A 21596-nucleotide genomic window follows, 5' to 3' on the forward strand; every position below is an offset into this window, starting at 1 on the left:
ATGGCAGGCGTAACCCTACAGGCAGTGACCAAATCCTATGACGGTAAAAATCAGATCATTCAGCCGCTGAACGTCACCATCCATGACGGCGAATTTATGGTGATGGTCGGCCCTTCCGGCTGCGGAAAATCGACCCTGCTGCGCATGGTGGCCGGTCTGGAGCGGGTCACCTCCGGCGATATCTACATCGATAACCGGCGCGTCACCCAGGAGGAGCCGAAAGATCGCGGCATCGCGATGGTGTTCCAGAACTATGCGCTCTATCCCCACATGTCGGTAGAGGAGAACATGGCGTATGGCCTCAAAATTCGCGGCATGGGCAAAGAGCAGATTCGTCAGCGGGTGCTCGACGCGGCGCGCAGTCTGGAGCTGGATCATTTGCTGACGCGGCGGCCGCGGGAGCTCTCCGGCGGACAGCGTCAGCGCGTGGCGATGGGCCGCGCTATCGTGCGCGAACCGGCGGTCTTTCTGTTTGATGAGCCGCTGTCGAATCTCGACGCCCGTCTGCGGGTGCAGATGCGGCTGGAGTTGCAGCAGCTGCATCGCCGCCTGCAGACCACCAGCCTCTATGTGACGCACGACCAGGTTGAGGCGATGACGCTGGCGCAGCGGGTGATGGTGATGAATAAAGGGGTGGTCGAGCAGCTTGGCACCCCGGTGGAGATCTATGAGCGTCCCGCCAGCCAGTTCGTCGCCGCGTTTATCGGCGCTCCCGCCATGAACCTGCTGAAGGGGCAGTTCAGCAGCGACGGGTCGCGCTTTAACCTCGACGCCTCGCACGCGCTGCCGCTGAGCGAGAGCAAGGCGAAATGGGCCGGCCGGCCAGTGGTGCTGGGCATCCGGCCAGAGCATATCCGGCAAAGCAGCCGCGAGCAGGGCGGCATCCCGCTGCGGGTGGACACGCTGGAGATGCTGGGTGCCGATAATCTGGCCCATGGCCGCATCGGCGACACGCCGCTGGTGGTACGCTTAGCCCACAGTGAACGGCCGGAACCCGGCACGACGCTGTGGCTGCATCTGCCGTCAGATGCGTTACACTTCTTCGATTCAACCCATGGAAAGCGTCTGGAATGAGCACACAACACTGGCCCTATCCCCGCATCGTCGCCCACCGCGGCGGCGGTAAACTGGCACCGGAAAATACCCTGGCAGCCATCGACACTGGCGCGAAGTTTGGTCATCAGATGATTGAATTTGATGTCAAACTCTCGGCCGATGCGCAGATTTTTCTGCTGCACGACGACACGCTGGATCGCACCAGTAACGGCTGGGGCGTGGCGGGTCAGCTGCCGTGGGAAAAGTTATCGCAGCTTGATGCGGGCGGCTGGTTTGGCAACGCCTTCTCGGGCGAAAAGCTGGCGCGGCTGGATGAGGTGGCGGCGCGCTGCCGTCAGCATCAGATGATGGCCAACATCGAAATCAAACCCACCACCGGCAGCGAGACCGAAACCGGCCGTGCCGTGGCGCAGGCCGCGGCGATGCTGTGGCAGGATCAGACCGCGCCGCTGCTCTCGTCGTTCTCTTTTGAGGCGCTGGAAGCCGCCATGCAGGCAGAGCCGCAGCTGCCGCGAGGGCTGCTGTCTCACAGCTGGGACCCGCAGTGGCGGGAAAAGACCACGGCGCTGGCGTGCGTCTCCATCCACCTCAACCATAAAGTGCTGACCGCGGAGCGGGTTGCCGAGCTGAAAAGCGCGGACCTGAAGATTCTGGTCTACACCGTGAACAGTCCGGATCGGGCGCGGGAGTTACTGAAATGGGGCGTCGATGCCATCTGTACCGACGCGATCGACATCATCGGCCCCGACTTCGGTTAGTTCTGATTTGAATTCTGATTCTGCTGCCCCGGCTGCGTGGTGATTACCCGCTGCCGGGCGCTGTCGCGCTGTTCCTGCATTTTACGCTGCATATCCTGAGTCTGACGCTGCTGATCCTGGCGCAGCTTCAGCTGTTGCTGCTGCTGCTGGGTCTGCATCTGTGACTGCATCCGCTGCTGGCTGGGATTATAGCCCGGCCGGTTCGGGTCATTAGTGCTGTTCAGCGTGTTCGCCTGACTGGCGAAAGGCAGCAGGGCGGCTAAAACAATCATCCACTTTTTCATCACTCCTCCTTTCTGAACGCGACAGGGTTATGGGTGCACAACGGCGCACACCGGCTTCTGGGTCGCATCCATAAGTTTACCCGATATCACAGACCTGACTTTCAGATGTATTCCTGATTTGACTTAACCCTGACACTTTTGCTGTATTTGTAAGCACTTGCAGAAATGATAAAAAAATGTAAATAACAACACGGGATGGTGACAGGATGAAAATGCAGCAAACGGTGCGTCAGCTTAGCTGGTCGCTGGTGATGAGTTTTACCGTTGTGGCGGGCGCTAATGCCGCGCCGACGCAGGCGCCGCCCGTCTCCTATGGCGTGGACAGCGACACGTTTCACCCGGTTAAAGCGCAGCACGGGATGGTGGCGTCGGTAGACGCGATGGCAACCCAGGTCGGCGTAGAGATCCTGCGTCAGGGCGGTAATGCCGTTGACGCCGCCGTCGCCGTGGGTTTTGCGCTGGCGGTCACCCACCCGCAGGCGGGCAACCTTGGCGGAGGCGGCTTTATGCTGCTGCGCACCGCCTCGGGCCGTGCCACCGCCATCGATTTCCGTGAAATGGCACCGGGTCGGGCATCGCGCGATATGTTTCTGGATAAGCAGGGCAATGCCGACAGCAAGCTGTCGCTGACCTCACATCTCGCGTCCGGTACCCCCGGCACCGTAGCGGGTCTGGCGCTGGCCGCACACAAATATGGCACTCTGCCGCTGAGCACCCTGCTGGCTCCGGCCATCCGGCTGGCGCGGGACGGCATTCCGGTTAACGATGCGCTGGCCGATGACCTGAAAACCTACGGCAAAGAGGTGCTGATCACCCATCCCAACAGCAAGGCGATCTTCTACAAACCAGACGGCACACCGTGGCAGAAGGGCGATCGGCTGGTGCAGAAAAATCTCGCTCACAGCCTGCAACTGATCGCCCGTCAGGGGCCGGATGCCTTTTATAAAGGCGAAATTGCGGATGAGATCGCCGGAGAGATGGCACAGCACGGCGGGCTGATCACCAAAGCGGACCTGGCGGCCTATCGTGCCGTCGAGCGCAAGCCGATTAGCGGCACTTACCGTGGCTATGAGGTCTTCTCGATGCCACCGCCGTCATCCGGGGGCATTCACATCGTGCAGATCCTCAATATTCTGGAGAATTTCGATCTGGCGAAGATGGGCTTTGACAGTGCGGATGCCATGCAGGTGATGGCGGAAGCGGAAAAATATGCCTACGCCGACCGCTCAGAGTATCTCGGCGATCCCGATTTCGTGAAGGTGCCGTGGCAGGCGCTGACCAGTAAAGCCTACGCTAAGACGCTGGCGCAGCAGATCGATGTGGCGAAAGCGCGCCCCTCCAGCGAGATCAAGCCGGGTAAACTCGACCCTTATGAAAGCAACCAGACCACCCACTTCTCGGTGGTGGATAAGCAGGGGAATGCGGTTGCGGTGACCTATACGCTGAACACCTATTTCGGCAGCGGCATTGTGGCAGGCAAGAGCGGCATTCTGATGAACAACGAGATGGATGATTTCTCTGCTAAACCCGGAACGCCTAATGTCTATGGGCTGGTGGGCGGTGAAGCGAATGCGGTGCAGCCAGCGAAACGCCCGCTGTCGTCGATGTCGCCGACTATCGTGGCCAAAGGGGGCAAAACCTGGCTGGTGACCGGCAGCCCGGGCGGCAGCCGCATTATCACCACCGTGCTGCAGATGGTGGTTAACAGCATCGATTTTGGCATGAACGTGGCGGAAGCGACTAACGCACCGCGGTTCCACCATCAGTGGCTGCCGGACCAGTTGCGGGTAGAGAAGGGCTTCAGTCCGGACACACTGCGTCTGCTGGAAGCCAGAGGTCAGCATGTGAAGGTGCTGCCTGCGATGGGCAGTACCCAGAGCATCATGATTGGGCCGGATGGCATGCTGTATGGCGCGTCTGACCCGCGCAGCATCGATGATTTAAGTGCGGGTTACTGATACAAACCTGACCCCGGTGAATCTGACAGCAATAAATAAGCTTAACGCGCAGGGAACGGGGTCAGAAGAGGAAAGCGTCCCGCGCCAGGACGGCGCGGGCCGAGCGTGTCATGGATGACGGCTTTTGCGTCTTTCCGATCTGACCCCGTTTCCTGTGCAGGCGCTGACTGACAGCGAAACGTGCCAGGGTTTTCAGCACAAAGGGCACCAGCAGGTGCCCTTTTTCATCATCACAGGTCAGGGTTTAATCCGCGCCATATAGTACGTATCAATGAGTTCACCGTCCCGTATAGCGAACCCGCGCGCCGTTCCCTCAATCTCAAAACCAAATCGCTGATAAAGGGCGATGGCCGGCGCGTTGTCGACGAACACCGTCAGCTCCATTCGGCTCACCTGAAGCCAGTTATCGCACATGGCGACCATTTCACGCATCAGTGCGCTGCCGACGCCACGCTGCCGGTAACGCGCATCCACCCCCATTCCCAGTGAAGCGGCGTGACGGCGTCTGGGACGCTCTTCCACCTTTAACGCGCTTTGCCCGACAACCTCATCATCAATGCAGGCAGCCAGCAGGTATGAATGGGGCGGAGGCGTGGCGAGGCGCGTATGCCACCCCTGTAGGGATGAATGGGGCAGGTGGAGGGTGCCGGCCTGGGTATCGGGCTGGCTGTAAATCCGGTGCAGTGCAGCGGCATCTTCGGGTATAACGTGCCGGACAACGATTTCACTCATGGTCGCTCCTTTCGCCGTTAAAAACCTTTTAAACATCAAGGTATTCAATCCGTTAATCAAGTGAAAAAGTGCGAAAACCGCTTTACAGACGCGAATGATAATGATTATTATTGTCATGCGTTCCCGGGAGGTCGCCCGACAGCCTGAGAAAGCACGACATTGCTCACATTGCTTCCAGTATTATTTAGCCAGCCAGGGCGCTGGCTTTTTTTTTTGCCCGCTCTCCTTCAGCCTTTTTCAGCCACTGCGCAACCCTTGTTCAACTATTTTGAACAGAGGAGTGAAGTTTTTCAGCTATCAATCAGATCGTCTCAGGCACAGACTATGAAAAAACATTGAGGAGATCTGAAAATGATTTATGTACGCAAAGCTGAAGAACGCGGTCACGCAAACCACGGCTGGCTCGATAGCTGGCACACCTTCTCATTCGCCAACTATTACGACGCGAACTTCATGGGCTTCTCCGCGCTGCGGGTAATTAATGAAGACGTGATCGACGGCGGTCAGGGGTTTGGTACTCACCCGCATAAAGATATGGAAATCCTGACCTACGTGCTCTCCGGTACGGTTGAGCATCAGGACAGCATGGGCAACAAAGAGCAGATCCCGGCAGGGGAGTTCCAGATCATGAGCGCCGGTACTGGCGTGCGTCACTCGGAGTACAACGCCAGCGAAAGCGAACCGTTGCACCTCTATCAGATCTGGATCATTCCTGAGCGTACCGGCATTGAGCCGCGCTACGATCAGCGCCGCTTCCCGGATGTGCAGGGACGTCAGCTGGTGCTCAGCCCGGATGCCCGTGAAGGGTCGCTGAAAGTCTATCAGGACATGACTCTGTCGCGCTGGGTACTGGGTGCCGGTGAACAGGATAACGTGGCGATTGAGCCCGGTCGTCGCATCTGGATCCAGGTCGTCAAAGGCAACGTGAGCGTAAACGGTAACGCGGTGACTACCAGCGATGCCCTCGCCATCTGGGATGAAAGCGCGCTTACGCTGGAAGCCAGCACGGCCGCAGAAGTTCTGCTGTTTGATCTGCCACCGGTCTGAGAAAACTGACGGGCGCACCCCGGTGCGCCCCGCTGGCAATTTTGTGACAGAAAAGTGATAGACTCATCGTACTTTAGCTTTCAGGGCGATCCCAGGCGCTACGATGAAGAAGAAAAGACCGGTATTACAGGACGTTGCCGATCGCGTCGGCATTACCAAAATGACTGTCAGCCGCTACCTGCGCAATCCTGAGCAGGTTTCTGTTGCCCTGCGGGATAAGATCGCGGTGGCACTGGATGAGCTGGGTTATATCCCTAATCGCGCCCCCGATATGCTCTCGAACGCCACCAGCCGTGCGATTGGCGTGCTGCTGCCGTCACTGACCAACCAGGTCTTTGCTGACGTTCTGCGCGGCATTGAAGCCGTCACGGATGAAGCGAACTACCAGACGCTCGTCGCCCACTTTGGTTACAACCCACAAAAAGAGGAGCTGCAACTGCGCTCGCTGCTGGGCTGGAACATTGATGGGGTGATCCTCACCGAACGCACCCATACCCCGGGCACGCTGCGCATGCTGGAAGTGGCGGGCATCCCGGTCATCGAGATGATGGACAGCGTTACGCCCTGCCTGGATATGGCGGTCGGCTTTGATAACGTCGAAGCGGCCCGGCAGATGACCCAGGCGATCCTCGGCAAAGGACATCGCTACACCGTTTATCTTGGCGCACGCCTGGATGAGCGTACCCTGCAGAAACAGCGTGGTTACGAAATCGCGATGCGCGAAGCCGGGCTGACGCCGCGCAGCGTCATGATGGAAGATGCCTCTTCATTCAGTGCCGGTGGCGATCTGCTGCGCGAGGCGCAGCGTCTCTATCCTGAAACCGACAGCCTCTTCTGTACCAACGACGACCTGGCGGTCGGCGCGATGTTTGAGTGCCAGCGCCAGGGATTACGGGTGCCCGATCAGATGGCGATTGCCGGTTTTCATGGTCACGATATCAGTCAGGTGGTGACGCCTCAGCTGGCTACGGTGCTGACGCCGCGTGATCGCATCGGGCGCGAAGCCGCAGCGCTGCTGCTGGCGCGCATCGCCGGGGAAAGCCGCGAAACGCGCATGCTGGACACCGGTTTTGCGATCAGTGAAGGCGGCAGCATCTGATTGTGGCGTTTTTATGAGTCAGCTCACACTTTGAGGCTTTTCCGGGTAAAAAGGTTGCCACGCTGTTAAGCGGCCAGGAGAATGAGAAACGACATTGTTATCGGTAACATTGGCAAATTCTCACCTGCCGGAGCAGAAAAATGACAACGCAATCCCCGTCGCATCACGTTTTTATCCTGATGGGCGTTTCAGGCAGCGGAAAGTCTGCCGTCGCCAATCAGGTCTCTCACCAGCTGAATACAGCCTTTCTTGACGGCGATTTTCTCCACCCCCGTGCCAACATTCTGAAGATGGCCGATGGTCACCCGCTGGATGACAACGATCGTCAGCCGTGGTTACAGGCCCTGAACGATGCCGCTTTTGCCATGCAGCGCACCCAGGCGATCTCTATCATTGTCTGTTCGGCCCTGAAGAAGCGTTATCGCGACATTCTGCGTCAGGGAAATGACAACCTGCGTTTCATCTATCTGAAAGGGGACTTCGACACCATTGAAGCCCGCCTGAAAGCGCGCAAAGGGCACTTCTTCAAGCCGCAGATGCTGGTGACGCAGTTCGCAACGCTGGAAGCGCCAGGCAGCGACGAGCCGGATGTACTGGAAGTGGATATCACGCATTCACTGGATGAGGTTGTGGCGGCTACGGTTGCGACTATCCGGGACGCTATCAGCCAGGGTTAGAGATGAATACCGCAACACTCGTTTTGACCGCAGCAGGCTCCGTCCTGCTGCTGCTTTTTCTGGTGATGAAGGCGCGTATGCACGCCTTTGTCGCACTCATGTTAGTGTCAATCGGTGCCGGACTGTTCTCCGGCATGCCTCTGGATAAGATTGCGGACACCATGCAGAAGGGGATGGGCGGCACGCTCGGCTTCCTCGCTATCGTGGTGGCGCTGGGCGCGATGTTCGGCAAAATCCTGCATGAAACCGGGGCCGTGGATCAGATTGCTGTCCGGATGCTGAAAACCTTTGGTCAGAGCCGTGCCCACTACGCCATGGGGATTGCCGGTCTGATCTGCGCGCTGCCGCTCTTCTTTGAGGTGGCTGTCGTACTGTTGATCAGCATCGCTTTTGCCGTGGCGCGGCGAACCGGGGGCAATCTGGTGAAGCTGGTTATCCCGCTCTTTGCCGGGGTGGCTGCTGCCGCCGCGTTTCTGCTGCCGGGGCCGGCTCCGATGCTGCTGGCTTCACAGATGCACGCTGACTTTGGCTGGATGATCCTGCTGGGGCTGTGTGCGGCGATCCCCGGGATGCTGATTGCCGGGCCGCTGTTTGGCAATTTCATTGCGAAGCACGTCTCCTTCAGCGCCCCGCCGGAAGATCATCAGCCGGATGTCGATGAGAACCAGCTGCCCTCATTTGGCTTCAGCCTCTCTCTGATCCTGTTTCCGCTGGTGCTGGTCGGCCTGAAAACCATTGGCGCCCGCTTCACCACCGAAGGCACCTCGCTGTATGCGTGGCTGGAATTTATCGGCCATCCTTTCACCGCGATCCTGCTGGCGCTGCTGGTGGCGATTTATGGTCTGGCTTATCGTCAGGGCATGGATAAAGAGCGGGTGATGCAGGTGTGCGGCAGCGCGCTGCAACCGGCGGGGATTATCCTGCTGGTGATTGGCGCGGGCGGCGTGTTCAAGCAGGTGCTGGTGGACTCCGGTGTGGGCCCGGTGCTGGGCAACGCGCTGACCGGCGCGGGCCTGCCGATTGCGCTGGCCTGTTTTATCCTGTCAGGTGCGGTACGGGTCATTCAGGGATCCGCAACGGTTGCCTGTCTGACCACGGTCGGGCTGATCATGCCGGTGATTGAACCGCTGCACTACAGCGGCGCGCAGCTGGCGGCGCTCTCGATCTGTATCGGCGGCGGTTCCATCATCATCAGTCATGTGAACGATGCCGGTTTCTGGCTGTTTGGCCGCTTTACCGGGGCCAGCGAAGCGGAAACGCTGAAGACATGGACGCTGATGGAGACGATTCTCGGCACGACCGGGGCTATCGTCGGTATGATTGCTTTCGCACTGCTTTCCTGACCAGCCTGACGGGCTCTCTGCCCGTCAGGTTTTTTCCCGCGAGCAGGGGAAGAGTAAAAACGGGAACAGCAGATAAGGCGCCACCAGCAGAAGGAGAATGACGCCGCGTGAATAGCCAGCGTCATTTATTCTCCTCACCGCGCAGGAAAAAACCGGCAAAATAAACAGCAGCAGCGGGATTAGACCGGGTTCATGCCCACCTTCTTCTTATCAGAGCAAAAACAACCAGCGTGATGGCGGCGGAAGCCAGGTAAATCCAGGCAAAATCAGTGACGTCAATCTTCATCAACTGCACAGTATTTAACGCCGCTTTCCTGCCCGGGACAGAGAATAAGGTCAGGCCAGCTAAGCAAACGTTATTTGCCAGAAAGAATAGCAACTGAAAGGCGGTTTCTTTAGCCACGGACAGCAAGGCAATTTTCCTGAAGCTCCACCAGGCGACCAGATAAAACAGCAGCCAGAACAGCGCGCAGAGTAGCGGGGCAACCAGATAACTGCGCATCTCTGTGATCACCCCTGAATGGCCGCAGCTGGCATAGTGCAGAACAGCCTGAAAAGAGACGTAACCCGTTATCAGATAGAGCGCGCCGAAAAAAAATTGTAATAACAACCTCATGATATTTCCCTCCGGGTTTTCAGATGCTGCATCCGCTGCGGCAGCTTTTTTCCAGGCACCCTCACCCCTGTTTACTTTTTGCATCGTACTTTCTGGTGGCGATCGCGTCACCTTTATCGCTCTCAGACACCACAAAGCGGGCATCTGAATGGCCTTAACGACCGACCGGAATCGCTGCCTGAACAGGCTGCATGGTCGGCCTGTCGGGGTAAAGGATAACGGTGCGCTTACAACTTCAGATACGCGCGGATGCCGTCCAGGAACATCTGGGTCGCCAGCATAATCAGTATCAACCCCATCAGACGCTCCAGCGCGTTGACCCCTTTATCACCCAGCAGACGCAGGAACAGACCTGACATCAGCAGAATGCTGACCGTCACGCCCCAGGCGATCAACAGCGCGCCCACCAGGTGGGACATCTGATGTGGATACTGATGCGACAGCAGCATCAGCGTCGCCAGCAGCGACGGCCCGGCGACCAGCGGAATCGCCAGCGGCACCAGGAACGGCTCTTCCCCTGCCGGTAAACCAGAGCTGCTGCTCTCGGCCGACGGGAAAATCATCTTGATGGCGATAAGAAACAGGATGACGCCGCCGGAAATCGACACCGTCTCGGTGCGCAGATTTAAAAAGGCCAGAATGCGCTCGCCGGTAAACAGAAACAGCAGCATGATAATCAGAGCGATCAGCATTTCGCGGATCAGCACCACCCGCCGCCGTTTCGGCTCCAGATGCTTTAAAACCGACATAAAAATCGGCAGATTGCCCAGCGGATCCATAATTAACAACAATAATATTGTCGCCGAAATCATTTCAGTCATTGGTTTAACGCCATCCCGTCCGCCAGAAAGCGGAGTTATTAGTTACGCTGCTGAAAAAGTTAGCGTAATCGAATTAATTCACTTGCCACCAGGCCTGCATTTTGTAGAGTGAGCAGACAGAGGTAAATCCTATTATTACGCAGAGCGGCGTGAACATAGCACGCCGCTCTCTCCACTGAAATGAAAGCAGGTGAAATCTGCCTGAGACGGACACGACATGAAGAATGTAGGTTTTGTTGGTTGGCGCGGTATGGTCGGCTCCGTGCTGATGTCCCGCATGAGCGAAGAGCGCGATTTTGATGCAATCAATCCGGTCTTCTTCTCGACGTCGCAGCATGGTCAGGCGGCTCCGTCGTTTGCGGGCAAGCAGCAGGGCGCACTGCAGGATGCCTTTGATCTTGAGGCGCTGCGTGCGCTGGACATCATTATCACCTGTCAGGGCGGCGACTACACCAGCGATGTCTATCCTAAGCTGCGCGCCAGCGGCTGGCAGGGCTACTGGATCGATGCGGCCTCGACGCTGCGCATGCAGGACGATGCCATCATCATCCTCGATCCGGTCAACCACGCGGTGATCCGTCAGGGTATCGATCAGGGCATCAAAACCTTCGTCGGCGGTAACTGCACCGTCAGTCTGATGCTGATGTCGCTGGGCGGCCTGTTCGCGCAGGACCTGGTGGAGTGGGCCTCTGTCGCCACCTATCAGGCGGCGTCAGGCGGCGGCGCGCGCCACATGCGTGAACTGCTGACCCAGATGGGCATGCTGCACGACCACGTTGCGCCTGCGCTGCAGAATCCTGCCTCAGCAATTCTCGACATCGAGCGCAGCGTGACCGACTTCACCCGTTCCGGCACCCTGCCGACCGATAACTTCGGCGTGCCGCTGGCGGGCAGTCTGATTCCGTGGATCGACAAACAGCTGGAGAATGGCCAGAGCCGCGAAGAGTGGAAAGGCCAGGCAGAGACCAACAAGATCCTCGCGACCCGCAACGTCATTCCGGTTGATGGCTTGTGCGTGCGTGTGGGTGCACTGCGCTGCCACAGCCAGGCGTTTACCCTGAAGCTGAAACGCGATCTGCCGCTGTCTGAAATTGAACAGCTGCTGGCCTCTCATAACGAGTGGGTCAAAGTGGTGCCGAATGACCGCGAGCTGACGATGCGTGAACTGACCCCCGCGGCCGTGACCGGTACGCTGACCACGCCGGTTGGCCGTCTGCGCAAACTGAATATGGGGCCGGAGTATCTCTCCGCCTTCACGGTAGGCGACCAGCTGTTATGGGGCGCAGCCGAACCGCTGCGTCGCATGCTGCGGTTGTTAATCGACTAAGAAAAATATCGCCAAAGGCCGGATTTATCCGGCCTTTTTTTTGCTTTGCAGTACGTGAAACAACCTGCCGGTTCGCTTACTCAGTGATCAGCTTCCCCTTTTTGGCGGCCGGCAAAGAATATTTTGCTTTCAGCCATGGCAACTGCTGCGACCAAGCTATGATTTAACCATGATGTGCCACAGGTTTCGCTTTTGCTTTCCGGATTAAATGGTTGTGGTACACGGCAAAACACTTTTTCCATGGAATGGCCTGACACTTTTTTGCCGTCGTACGTATGGCTCAATGAAGAGCAGCGCAGATGACGCGCGACAGGCCGTGTCGCGAGCATCTCGGCTGCCAGTTATCACAGGAAGAAAGTCATGTCAGAGCTTCCCGATCGCGAGGCGATCAATGCCCTGTTTGCGGGTAATTATGCCGATCCTTTTTCGTTACTAGGGATGCACCGAACGCCACAAGGCCTTGAAGTCAGGGCGTTGCTCCCCGAAGCGCTTGAGGTGTGGGTCATTGAGACCTCTACCGGGCGCAAGCTGGCTCAACTGGCGTGTGAAGACGCACGCGGCTTCTTCAGCGGCGTGATCCCCCGCCGCAAAAATCCGTTCCGCTATCAGCTGGCGGTGAACTGGCACGGCCAGCAAAACCTGGTCGACGATGCCTATCGCTTTGGCCCGCTGCTGCAGGAGATGGATCTGTGGCTGCTGGCGGAAGGCACCCACCTGCGTCCGTATGAAACCCTGGGCGCGCATGGTGACGTGATTGATGGCGTGACCGGTACCCGCTTCTGCGTCTGGGCGCCCAACGCCCGTCGTGTTTCCGTCGTCGGCGATTTTAATTTCTGGGATGGCCGCCGTCATCCGATGCGTCTGCGCCAGGAGCTGGGCATCTGGGAGCTGTTTGTGCCGGGTGCGGTCAACGGTCAGCTCTACAAATATGAAATCATCGACGCCAATGGCGATCTGCGTATCAAAGCGGACCCTTACGCCTTCGAAGCGCAGATGCGCCCGGAAAGCGCCTCGATGATCTGCGGCCTGCCTGCGCCCGTTGAGATGAAAGCGGAGCGCAAGGCCGCCAACGGTTTCGATGCGCCGATCTCCATCTATGAAGTGCATCTGGGCTCCTGGCGTCGTCATACCGACAACAATTTCTGGCTGAGCTACAAAGAGCTGGCTGAACAGCTGGTGCCCTACGTCAAAGAGATGGGCTTTACCCATATCGAACTGCTGCCGATTAACGAACATCCGTTTGACGGCAGCTGGGGCTATCAGCCGCTGGGCATGTATGCACCGACCCGCCGTTTCGGAACCCGTGACGACTTCCGCGCCTTTATCGACAGCGCCCATGCTGCCGGCCTCAGCGTCCTGCTCGACTGGGTACCGGGTCACTTCCCCAACGATGACTTCGGGCTGGCCCGCTTTGACGGCACCGAGCTCTATGAGCACAGCGACCCGCGAGAAGGCTACCATCAGGACTGGAACACCCTGATCTACAACTTTGGCCGCCGGGAAGTGAGTAACTACCTGTCGGGCAATGCGCTCTACTGGACAGAACGCTTTGGCATTGATGGCCTGCGCGTGGATGCCGTCGCCTCCATGATCTACCGCGACTACAGCCGCGTCGAAGGGCAGTGGGTGCCGAATCAGTATGGTGGCCGCGAGAACCTTGAGGCGATTGAGTTCCTGCAACACACCAACCGCACGCTCGGTACCGTGGCCTCCGGCGCGGTCACGATGGCGGAAGAGTCGACGGACTACCCTGGCGTAACGCGTCCGACAGAGGGCGGCGGGCTGGGCTTCTGGTTCAAATGGAACCTGGGCTGGATGCACGACACGCTCGACTACATGCAGGTCGATCCTATCTACCGCAAGCATCATCACAACCTGATGAGCTTCGGCATGATGTACAACTACACCGAAAACTTTGTGCTGCCGCTGTCACACGACGAAGTGGTGCACGGCAAGCGCTCCATTCTCGACCGCATGCCGGGCGATGCCTGGCAGAAGTTCGCCAATCTGCGCGCCTATTACGGCTGGATGTGGGGCTTCCCCGGCAAGAAACTGCTGTTTATGGGCAACGAGTTTGCTCAGGGCCGCGAGTGGAACCACGATGTCAGCCTGGACTGGCATCTGCTGGAAGGCGGCGATAACTGGCATCACGGCGTGCAGCGTCTGGTGCGCGATCTCAACCACACCTATCAGTACTACACGCCGCTGCATCAGCTCGACTTCGATCCGGCAGGTTTTGAGTGGCTGGTGGTCAACGATGCGGAACATTCGGTCTTCGCGTTTGTACGTCGTGACCGCGAAGGTAACGAAATCATCGTCGTCAGTAACTTTACGCCGGTGCCGCGTCCGGGCTACCGCTTTGGGGTCAATCAGCCAGGCACCTGGCGCGAAGTGCTGAACACCGACCAGCATGAGTATCACGGCAGTGATGTGCGCAATCACCGGGTGCATACCGATGAGCAGGAGAGTCACGGACGACCACAGTCGCTGAGCCTCAATCTGCCACCGCTGGCAACGGTATGGCTGGTGCGGGAGGGGGAATGACCATTACTGCCGGGGATCCCGAACCGCTGGGTGCCAGTTACGATGGTAAAGGCGTCAATTTCACCCTGTTTTCTCAGCATGCCGGGCGCGTCGAGCTCTGCCTGTTTGATGACGAGGGGCGTGAACAGCGTCTTGATCTGCCTGGCCGCAGCGGGGATATCTGGCATGGTTATGTTCCGGCGCTGAAGCCGGGGCAGCGTTACGGCTACCGGGTGCATGGCCCCTGGGCGCCGCAGCAGGGACACCGCTTTAATCCGGCGAAGCTGCTGGTCGATCCCTGCGCCCGCGCGGTTGAGGGCGACGTCCCGGATGACCCGCTGTTTCAGGGCGGCGAGGCGCAGCCCGATCCGCATGACAACGCGGCCATCGCGCCGAAGTCACGGGTGGTGGCGGAAGATTTCGACTGGCAGGACGATGTCGCCCCGCGCACGCCGTGGGGTAACACGGTGATTTACGAAGCGCACGTTCGCGGGCTGACGAAGCAGCATCCGGAAATTCCGGAAACGCTGCGCGGGACTTACGCGGCGCTGGGTCATCCTGTTATGGTGAACTACCTGCGCGATCTCGGCATCACGGCGCTGGAGCTACTGCCGGTGGCCCATTTTGCCAGCGAGCCGCGCCTGCTCCAGCTCGGCCTGAGTAACTACTGGGGCTACAACCCCTTTGCGCTCTGGGCGGTCGATCCGCGTTACGCCTCTGGTCAGCCAGGCGTCACGCCACTGCAGGAGTTTCAGCAGGCGGTAAAAAACCTGCACGCCGCCGGTATCGAAGTGCTGCTGGATGTGGTCTTCAACCACACCGCCGAACTGGATGAGATCGGCCCGACGATCTCGATGCGCGGCATCGACAACGCCAGCTACTACTGGCTGAATGAGCAGGGCGACTATCAGAACTGGACCGGCTGCGGCAATACGCTGAATATCCACCATCCGCAGGTGATGGCGTGGACCCTGGAGGCGCTGCGCTACTGGGTGCGGGTCTGTCACGTTGATGGCTTCCGCTTTGACCTTGCGCCGGTGCTGGGCCGCACGCCCGATTACCGGCGTGATGCCCCTTTTTTCGATGCAATACGCGCCTGTCCGCTGCTCTCTCAGGTCAAGCTGATTGCGGAACCCTGGGATATCGGCCCTGACGGCTATCAGGTTGGCCGTTTTCCGCCACCCTTTGCCGAATGGAACGATCAGTTTCGCGACACCGCGCGTCGCTACTGGCTGCATGGCGCACTCAGCAACGGCGAGTTTGTCCGTCGCTTTGCCGCCTCCAGCGATCTCTACCAGCACGACGACCGGCCGCCCCACGCCACGGTTAACCTGATCACCGCGCATGACGGCTTTACGCTGTGGGACGTGGTGAGCTTCGAACGCAAACACAACGAAGCCAACGGGGAAGATAACCGTGACGGTCACGGCGATAACTACAGCCACAATCACGGCAAAGAGGGGCTGAACGTCAGTTTTGACGTAACGGAACGCCGCCGCCGCAGCGTGCGGGCACTGCTCACCACGCTGCTGCTGTCACAGGGCACGCCGATGCTGCTGGCGGGCGATGAGCGTGGCCACACGCAGCGCGGCAATAATAATGCTTACTGTCAGGATAACGCCCTCAGCTGGCTTGACTGGCAGGCGGATGAGAAGGGATTGGTCGGATTCACCGCCGCACTGATTCGTCTGCGCCAGCGCATACCGGCGCTGACCGCGGATCGCTGGTGGCAGGAGGGTGATGGCAATGTGCAGTGGCTCAATGCCGGTGGCCAGCCACTGCAGCACGATGAATGGGCACAGGGGCTGCACAGATTGCAGATCCTGCTGTCTGGCCGCTGGTTAATAACAATAAACGCCACGGATACGGTGAATGACATCGTGTTACCAGACGGAGAATGGCGTGCCCTTCCTCCTTTCGCCGGGGACGACAACCCCATCCTGCTAACTGTCTGGCATGGTCCCGCACACGGTGTGTGCGTGTTCCAAAAGCAATCATAAGGAGTCAGACATGGTTAAGTTAGATAGAACAGAACACCTGATGCTGGCCCGCCAGCTCCCTACACAGACGGTTGCTCTGATCCTCGCCGGCGGACGCGGCACGCGGCTGGTCGATTTAACGGCCAAACGTGCCAAACCGGCGGTGCATTTCGGCGGCAAGTTCCGCATTATCGACTTTGCCCTCTCCAACTGCGTCAACTCCGGTATCCGGCGGATTGGCGTCATTACGCAGTATCAGTCCCATACCCTGACTCAGCATATCCAGCGTGGCTGGTCAATCTTCAATGAAGAGATGAATGAGTTTGTCGATTTGCTGCCAGCGCAGCAGCGCTTTTCGACCGAACAGTGGTATCGCGGCACGGCCGATGCCGTGACGCAGAACCTTGATGTGATTCGCCGCTATCAGGCGCAGTACATCGTGATCCTTGCCGGGGACCACATTTATAAGATGGATTATTCACGCATGCTGCTGGACCACGTGGTGAACGAGGCGAAATGTACCATCGCCTGTTTACCGGTTCCGGTGCATGAAGCCACGGCATTTGGCGTGATGGCGGTGAATGAGGAGAACATGGTGATCGACTTCGTGGAGAAACCCGCGAAACCGCCTACCATGCCAGGTGATGACACGCAGTCGCTCGCCAGCATGGGGATCTACGTCTTCAACGCGGATTATCTCTATGAACTGCTGGAAGCGGATCTGCAGACGCCAGGCTCTAACCACGACTTCGGCAAAGATATCCTGCCGAAAGTGGTGGCAAGCGGCGAAGGTTATGCGCACTCCTTTGCGCTCTCCTGCGTCCAGAACGATGACAACGCGCCGCCTTACTGGCGCGACGTCGGGACGCTGGAAGCCTACTGGCGCGCTAATCTCGATCTGGCCTCAGTGATGCCTGAGCTGGATATGTATGACGTCACCTGGCCTATCCGTACCCACATGGAGCCGCTGCCCCCCGCGAAATTTGTTCAGGATCGTTCCGGCAGTCACGGGATGACGATGAACTCGCTGGTGTCGGGCGGCTGCATTATCTCCGGTTCGGTCGTGGTCAACTCGGTGCTGTTCCCCCGGGTTCGGGTTAACTCGTTTTGCAATATTGATTCAACCGTTCTGCTGCCGGATGTGGTGGTGGGTCGCTCATGTCGTCTGCGCCGCTGCGTGATTGATCGCGCCTGTGAGTTACCGGAAGGCATGGTGATTGGTGAAAATCCGGATGAAGACAGTCGCCGGTTTCACCGTTCGGATGAAGGGATCGTACTGGTCACCCGCGCCATGCTGGCCAGGCTGGCCAAAGCGGGGCTGTAAGCGATAAGCGGAACTTACGCAATCGGCACGCGGAGCGTGCCGGATAACTTAATGAGGTCGAGGATGCAGGTTTTACATGTCTGTTCAGAACTTTTCCCGCTGCTTAAAACGGGCGGACTGGCTGATGTAGTCGGGGCATTACCTCAGGCGCAGATTGCGGGCGGCACAGACACGCGGGTGCTGCTGCCAGCGTTTCCTGCATTGCGCAAAGGCATACCTGATCTCCAGATGGTGACAGAGCGAGAGACATTTGCCGGTCATATACGTCTGTTATATGGTGAATTTAACGGTGTGGGCATCTATCTGATCGATGCCCCTGACCTCTACGACCGTCCCGGTAGCCCTTATCATGACGAGTCGCAGTTTGCCTATGTCGATAACTACCTGCGCTTCGCGCTGCTGGGCTGGGTCGGCTGCGAACTGGCGTGCGGGATGGATTCGATGTGGCGTCCCGATATCGTCCATGCCCATGACTGGCACGCGGGCCTTACCTGCGCCTATCTGGAAGCGCGCGGCCGGCCAGCCAAATCGGTGTTTACCGTGCACAACCTGGCCTATCAGGGGCTGTTCTCGGCGCACCACATGGATCAGATTGGCCTGCCGTGGTCGTTCTTTAACATGCATGGGCTGGAGTTTTACGGGCAGATCTCCTTCCTGAAGGCGGGACTCTTCTACGCCGATCACGTGACGGCGGTCAGCCCGACCTACGCCCATGAGATTACCTCTGCGGAGTTTGGTTACGGCATGGAAACGCTGCTGGCGCAGCGGATGCGGGAAGGGCGGCTGAGCGGGATCCTCAACGGTGTCGACCCGACCATCTGGGACCCGGCCCACGACCTGCTGCTCAGCGCGCGCTACAACCGCGACACGCTGGAAGCCAAAGCGGAAAACAAACGGCAGCTGCAGGTGGCGATGGGGCTGAAGGTTGATGACAAAGCGCCGGTGTTCTGCGTGATCAGCCGCCTGACCAAACAGAAAGGCCTGGACCTGGTGCTGGAGGCGCTCCCGGGCCTGCTGGCGCAGGGCGGTCAGCTGGTGCTGCTGGGACAGGGCGATGCCGAACTGCAGCAGGGCTTCCTGGCCGCGGCAGCAGAGCATCCGGGCAGCGTGGGTGTGCAGATTGGCTATCACGAGGCGTTTTCACACCGCATCGTCGGTGGTGCCGATGTGATCGTGGTGCCGAGCCGCTTTGAGCCCTGCGGCCTGACGCAGCTGTATGGCCTGAAATATGGCACGCTGCCGCTGGTGCGCCGCACCGGCGGACTGGCGGATACGGTTAACGACAGCTCACTGGAAAACCTGGCGGATGGGATTGCCAGTGGCTTCAGCTTTGAAGATGCTAACGCCTGGTCGCTGTTGCGGGCGATTCGCCGCGCGTTTGTGTTGTGGTCTCGCCCTTCACTGTGGCGTTATGTTCAGCGACAGGCGATGGGCATGGATTTCAGCTGGCAGGTGGCCGCACAGGCCTACCGCGATCTCTACCAGCGTCTGATGTAACGGATGGGGAAAACCGGATATGAATGCACCTTTCACTTACGCTTCACCCACGCTGACGGTGGATGCTTTAAAGCATTCGATTGCGTACAAACTGATGTTTACCATCGGCAAAGACCCCTCTATTGCCAACAAGCATGAGTGGCTGAACGCCGCGCTGCTGGCGGTTCGCGATCGGATGGTGGAGCGCTGGCTGCGCTCCAGCCGCGCTCAGCTGTCGCAGGATGTGCGGCAGGTTTACTACCTGTCGATGGAGTTCCTGATGGGGCGCACCCTGGGGAATGCGCTGCTGGCGATGGGGATCTATGACGATCTCAACCAGGCCCTCGACGAGATGGGGCTGGATCTGGCCGAGCTGATGGAGGAGGAGAACGATCCGGGCTTAGGCAACGGCGGTCTGGGCCGTCTGGCGGCCTGTTTCCTCGATTCGCTGGCGACGCTGGGTATGCCGGGCCGCGGCTATGGCATCCGTTACGATTACGGCATGTTCAAACAGAACATTGTGGAAGGTGAGCAGAAAGAGTCGCCCGATTACTGGCTTGAGTATGGCAATCCGTGGGAATTTCAGCGATTCAACACCCGCTACAAGGTGCGTTTCGGCGGCCGCGTCCAGCACGAAGGGGCGAAAGTGCGCTGGCTGGAGACCGAAGAGATCCTGGCGATGGCCTATGACCAGATCATCCCGGGCTTCGACACCGACGCCACCAACACGCTGCGCCTCTGGGGCGCGCAGGCCAGTAACGAAATCAACCTCGGTAAGTTCAACCAGGGCGACTACTTTGCGGCGGTGGAAGATAAAAACCACTCCGAAAACGTCTCACGCGTCCTCTATCCCGATGACTCCACCTATTCCGGGCGCGAGTTGCGTCTGCGTCAGGAGTACTTCCTGGTATCTGCCACGGTGCAGGACATTCTGAATCGTCACTGGCGCATGCATCAGACCTGGGACAACCTGGCGGATAAGATCGCCATCCACCTGAATGACACGCACCCGGTGCTGGCGATCCCCGAACTGATGCGCCTGCTGATCGACGAGCATAAATTCAGCTGGGACAGCGCCTTTGACGTCTGCTGTCAGGTCTTCTCCTATACCAACCATACGCTGATGACCGAAGCGCTGGAGACCTGGCCGGTGGATATGATCGGCAAGATCCTGCCGCGTCATCTCAGCATTATTTTTGAAATTAACGACTTCTTCCTCAAGACGATTCAGGATCACTATCCTGACGATCTGGATCTGCTGTCGCGCATTTCGATCATCGACGAGAACGACGGTCGCCGGGTACGCATGGCCTGGCTGGCGGTGGTGGTCAGCCATAAAGTGAATGGCGTCTCAGAGCTGCACTCCAACCTGATGGTGCAGTCGCTGTTTGCAGACTTCTCCCGCCTGTTCCCGGGCCGCTTCTGCAACAAAACCAACGGCGTCACTCCGCGTCGCTGGCTGGCGCTGGCTAACCCGGCGCTGTCAGAGGTGCTGGATGAGGAGATTGGCCGCAACTGGCGCACCGATCTCAGCCAGCTGGATGAGCTGAAAGCGCAGATCGACTACCCGGCGTTTATCGAGAAAGTGGCGATTGCCAAGCATCAGAACAAGCGCCGGCTGGCCGAGTGGGTGGCAAAAAACCTGGACGTGGTGCTCGACCCGAATGCGCTGTTTGATGTGCAGATCAAGCGTATTCACGAGTACAAGCGTCAGCTGCTCAACGTGCTGCATGTGATCACCCGATACAACCGTATCAAGGCCGATCCGCAGGCGGACTGGGTGCCGCGCGTCAATATCTTTGCCGGTAAAGCGGCCTCCGCCTACTACGTTGCCAAACACATTATCCATCTGATCAACGATGTCGCCAACATCATCAACAACGATCCGCAGGTGAAGAACAAACTGAAAGTGGTCTTCATCCCGAACTACAGCGTGAGTCTGGCACAGATCATCATTCCGGCCGCCGATCTCTCTGAGCAGATCTCGACCGCCGGAACGGAAGCGTCCGGCACCAGTAACATGAAGTTTGCCCTGAATGGCGCGCTGACGATCGGTACGCTGGATGGTGCCAACGTGGAGATGCTGGATCACGTCGGCGAAGAGAACATCTTCATCTTCGGCAATACCACGCCGCAGGTAGAAGCCCTGCGTCAGGGCGGCTACAACCCACGTGACTATTACGAAGGTGATGAAGAGCTGCATCAGGTGCTGACGCAGATCGCGTCGGGCGTCTTCAGCCCGCAGGATCCGGGTCGCTACCGCAACCTGTTCGATTCGCTGGTGAACTTCGGCGACCACTACCAGTTACTGGCCGATTATCGCAGCTATGTGGATACGCAGGACAAGGTGGATGCGCTCTACCGTAAGCCGGAAGAGTGGCAGCGCCGTGCGGCGAAAAATATCGCCGGCATGGGTTACTTCTCGTCTGACCGGACGATTCAGGAGTATGCCGATGAGATCTGGAACATTTCACCGATAAGGCTGTAAGGCGCGCGCCGTCAATCCATCTGCTCTGCGGCCGGGAAACCGGCCGCACTTTTTTCTGCCCGTTCCGCTCCTCCCTGACCTCCGCAGA

Annotated in this window: 18 protein-coding genes; 13 read left to right on the forward strand and 5 right to left on the reverse strand. The window is 58.6% G+C overall.

Annotated features, from left to right (window positions below):
- Positions 1–1074, forward strand: a complete 1074-nt coding sequence (locus CKF42_RS07105) for a sn-glycerol-3-phosphate import ATP-binding protein UgpC (protein ID WP_111207864.1) — start codon at positions 1–3, stop codon at positions 1072–1074.
- The gene (gene ugpQ / locus CKF42_RS07110) at positions 1071–1814 is read left to right on the forward strand and encodes a glycerophosphodiester phosphodiesterase (RefSeq protein ID WP_058956966.1); all 744 of its coding nucleotides are present in this window, start codon (positions 1071–1073) and stop codon (positions 1812–1814) included. The genes CKF42_RS07105 and ugpQ overlap by 4 nt, the downstream gene beginning before the upstream one ends.
- Here ugpQ and CKF42_RS07115 read toward each other — a convergent pair.
- Entirely contained in the window at positions 1811–2098 is a 288-nt protein-coding gene (locus CKF42_RS07115; RefSeq protein WP_009087771.1) for a DUF2756 domain-containing protein, read from the reverse strand. The genes ugpQ and CKF42_RS07115 overlap by 4 nt on opposite strands.
- Positions 2099–2304: 206 nt before the next feature.
- Here CKF42_RS07115 and ggt point away from each other — a divergent pair, with 206 nt between their 5' ends.
- Entirely contained in the window at positions 2305–4056 is a 1752-nt protein-coding gene (gene ggt, locus CKF42_RS07120; RefSeq protein WP_111207865.1) for a gamma-glutamyltransferase, read from the forward strand.
- A gap of 237 nt (positions 4057–4293) precedes the next feature.
- Here ggt and CKF42_RS07125 read toward each other — a convergent pair whose 3' ends face one another.
- Positions 4294–4788: a GNAT family N-acetyltransferase gene (locus CKF42_RS07125; protein ID WP_111207904.1), complete on the reverse strand. Its 495-nt coding sequence runs from the start codon at positions 4786–4788 to the stop codon at positions 4294–4296.
- Positions 4789–5139: 351 nt separating this feature from the next.
- Between CKF42_RS07125 and CKF42_RS07130 the strand changes: the two genes are divergently transcribed.
- The 4 genes from CKF42_RS07130 to gntU all read left to right on the forward strand — a co-directional run bounded on the left by CKF42_RS07130 (position 5140) and on the right by gntU (position 8954).
- Positions 5140–5835 carry a pirin family protein gene (locus CKF42_RS07130; protein WP_009087765.1) on the forward strand — a complete coding sequence of 232 codons (696 nt, stop codon included), beginning with the start codon at positions 5140–5142 and terminating at the stop codon, positions 5833–5835.
- A 103-nt stretch (positions 5836–5938) separates the two neighbouring features.
- Positions 5939–6934: a gluconate operon transcriptional repressor GntR gene (gene gntR, locus CKF42_RS07135; protein WP_111207866.1), complete on the forward strand. Its 996-nt coding sequence runs from the start codon at positions 5939–5941 to the stop codon at positions 6932–6934.
- A 140-nt stretch (positions 6935–7074) separates the two neighbouring features.
- Complete coding sequence (gene gntK, locus CKF42_RS07140) at positions 7075–7611, forward strand: gluconokinase (protein WP_009087761.1); 537 nt, start codon at positions 7075–7077, stop codon at positions 7609–7611.
- 2 nt (positions 7612–7613) lie between these two features.
- A complete protein-coding gene (gene gntU / locus CKF42_RS07145) occupies positions 7614–8954 on the forward strand; it encodes a gluconate transporter (RefSeq protein WP_046100745.1) in 1341 nt (446 codons plus the stop codon).
- Positions 8955–9144: 190 nt separating this feature from the next.
- On the opposite strand, the gene CKF42_RS07155 is transcribed toward gntU, so the two are convergent.
- On the reverse strand, positions 9145–9654 hold the full coding sequence (locus CKF42_RS07155) for a hypothetical protein (RefSeq protein WP_233501032.1): 510 nt from the start codon (positions 9652–9654) through the stop codon (positions 9145–9147).
- Positions 9655–9797: 143 nt separating this feature from the next.
- Positions 9798–10391: a YhgN family NAAT transporter gene (locus tag CKF42_RS07160; RefSeq protein ID WP_111207867.1), complete on the reverse strand. Its 594-nt coding sequence runs from the start codon at positions 10389–10391 to the stop codon at positions 9798–9800.
- 217 nt (positions 10392–10608) lie between these two features.
- Between CKF42_RS07160 and asd the strand changes: the two genes are divergently transcribed.
- Positions 10609–11718, forward strand: a complete 1110-nt coding sequence (asd, locus tag CKF42_RS07165) for an aspartate-semialdehyde dehydrogenase (RefSeq protein ID WP_009087755.1) — start codon at positions 10609–10611, stop codon at positions 11716–11718.
- 80 nt (positions 11719–11798) lie between these two features.
- Here asd and CKF42_RS21165 read toward each other — a convergent pair whose 3' ends face one another.
- Positions 11799–11960 (reverse strand): hypothetical protein, encoded by a 162-nt coding sequence (locus CKF42_RS21165; RefSeq protein ID WP_158000247.1) that lies wholly within the window; start codon positions 11958–11960, stop codon positions 11799–11801.
- Between the two features lie 118 nt (positions 11961–12078).
- Here CKF42_RS21165 and glgB point away from each other — a divergent pair, with 118 nt between their 5' ends.
- From glgB to glgP, 5 genes are all read left to right on the forward strand, one after another.
- Entirely contained in the window at positions 12079–14262 is a 2184-nt protein-coding gene (glgB, locus tag CKF42_RS07170) for a 1,4-alpha-glucan branching enzyme (RefSeq protein WP_046100744.1), read from the forward strand.
- Complete coding sequence (gene glgX, locus CKF42_RS07175) at positions 14259–16241, forward strand: glycogen debranching protein GlgX (protein WP_111207868.1); 1983 nt, start codon at positions 14259–14261, stop codon at positions 16239–16241. Before glgB ends, glgX begins: the two co-directional genes overlap by 4 nt.
- 10 nt (positions 16242–16251) lie before the next feature.
- Complete coding sequence (gene glgC / locus CKF42_RS07180; protein WP_009087751.1) at positions 16252–17544, forward strand: glucose-1-phosphate adenylyltransferase; 1293 nt, start codon at positions 16252–16254, stop codon at positions 17542–17544.
- Positions 17545–17607: 63 nt separating this feature from the next.
- Entirely contained in the window at positions 17608–19041 is a 1434-nt protein-coding gene (glgA, locus tag CKF42_RS07185; protein ID WP_009087749.1) for a glycogen synthase GlgA, read from the forward strand.
- A gap of 19 nt (positions 19042–19060) precedes the next feature.
- Positions 19061–21508 (forward strand): glycogen phosphorylase, encoded by a 2448-nt coding sequence (gene glgP, locus CKF42_RS07190; RefSeq protein ID WP_009087747.1) that lies wholly within the window; start codon positions 19061–19063, stop codon positions 21506–21508.
- Positions 21509–21596 lie beyond the last annotated feature (88 nt).

It is taken from the genome of Pantoea sp. ARC270, from assembly GCF_003236725.1.
GTDB lineage: Bacteria > Pseudomonadota > Gammaproteobacteria > Enterobacterales > Enterobacteriaceae > Pantoea > Pantoea anthophila.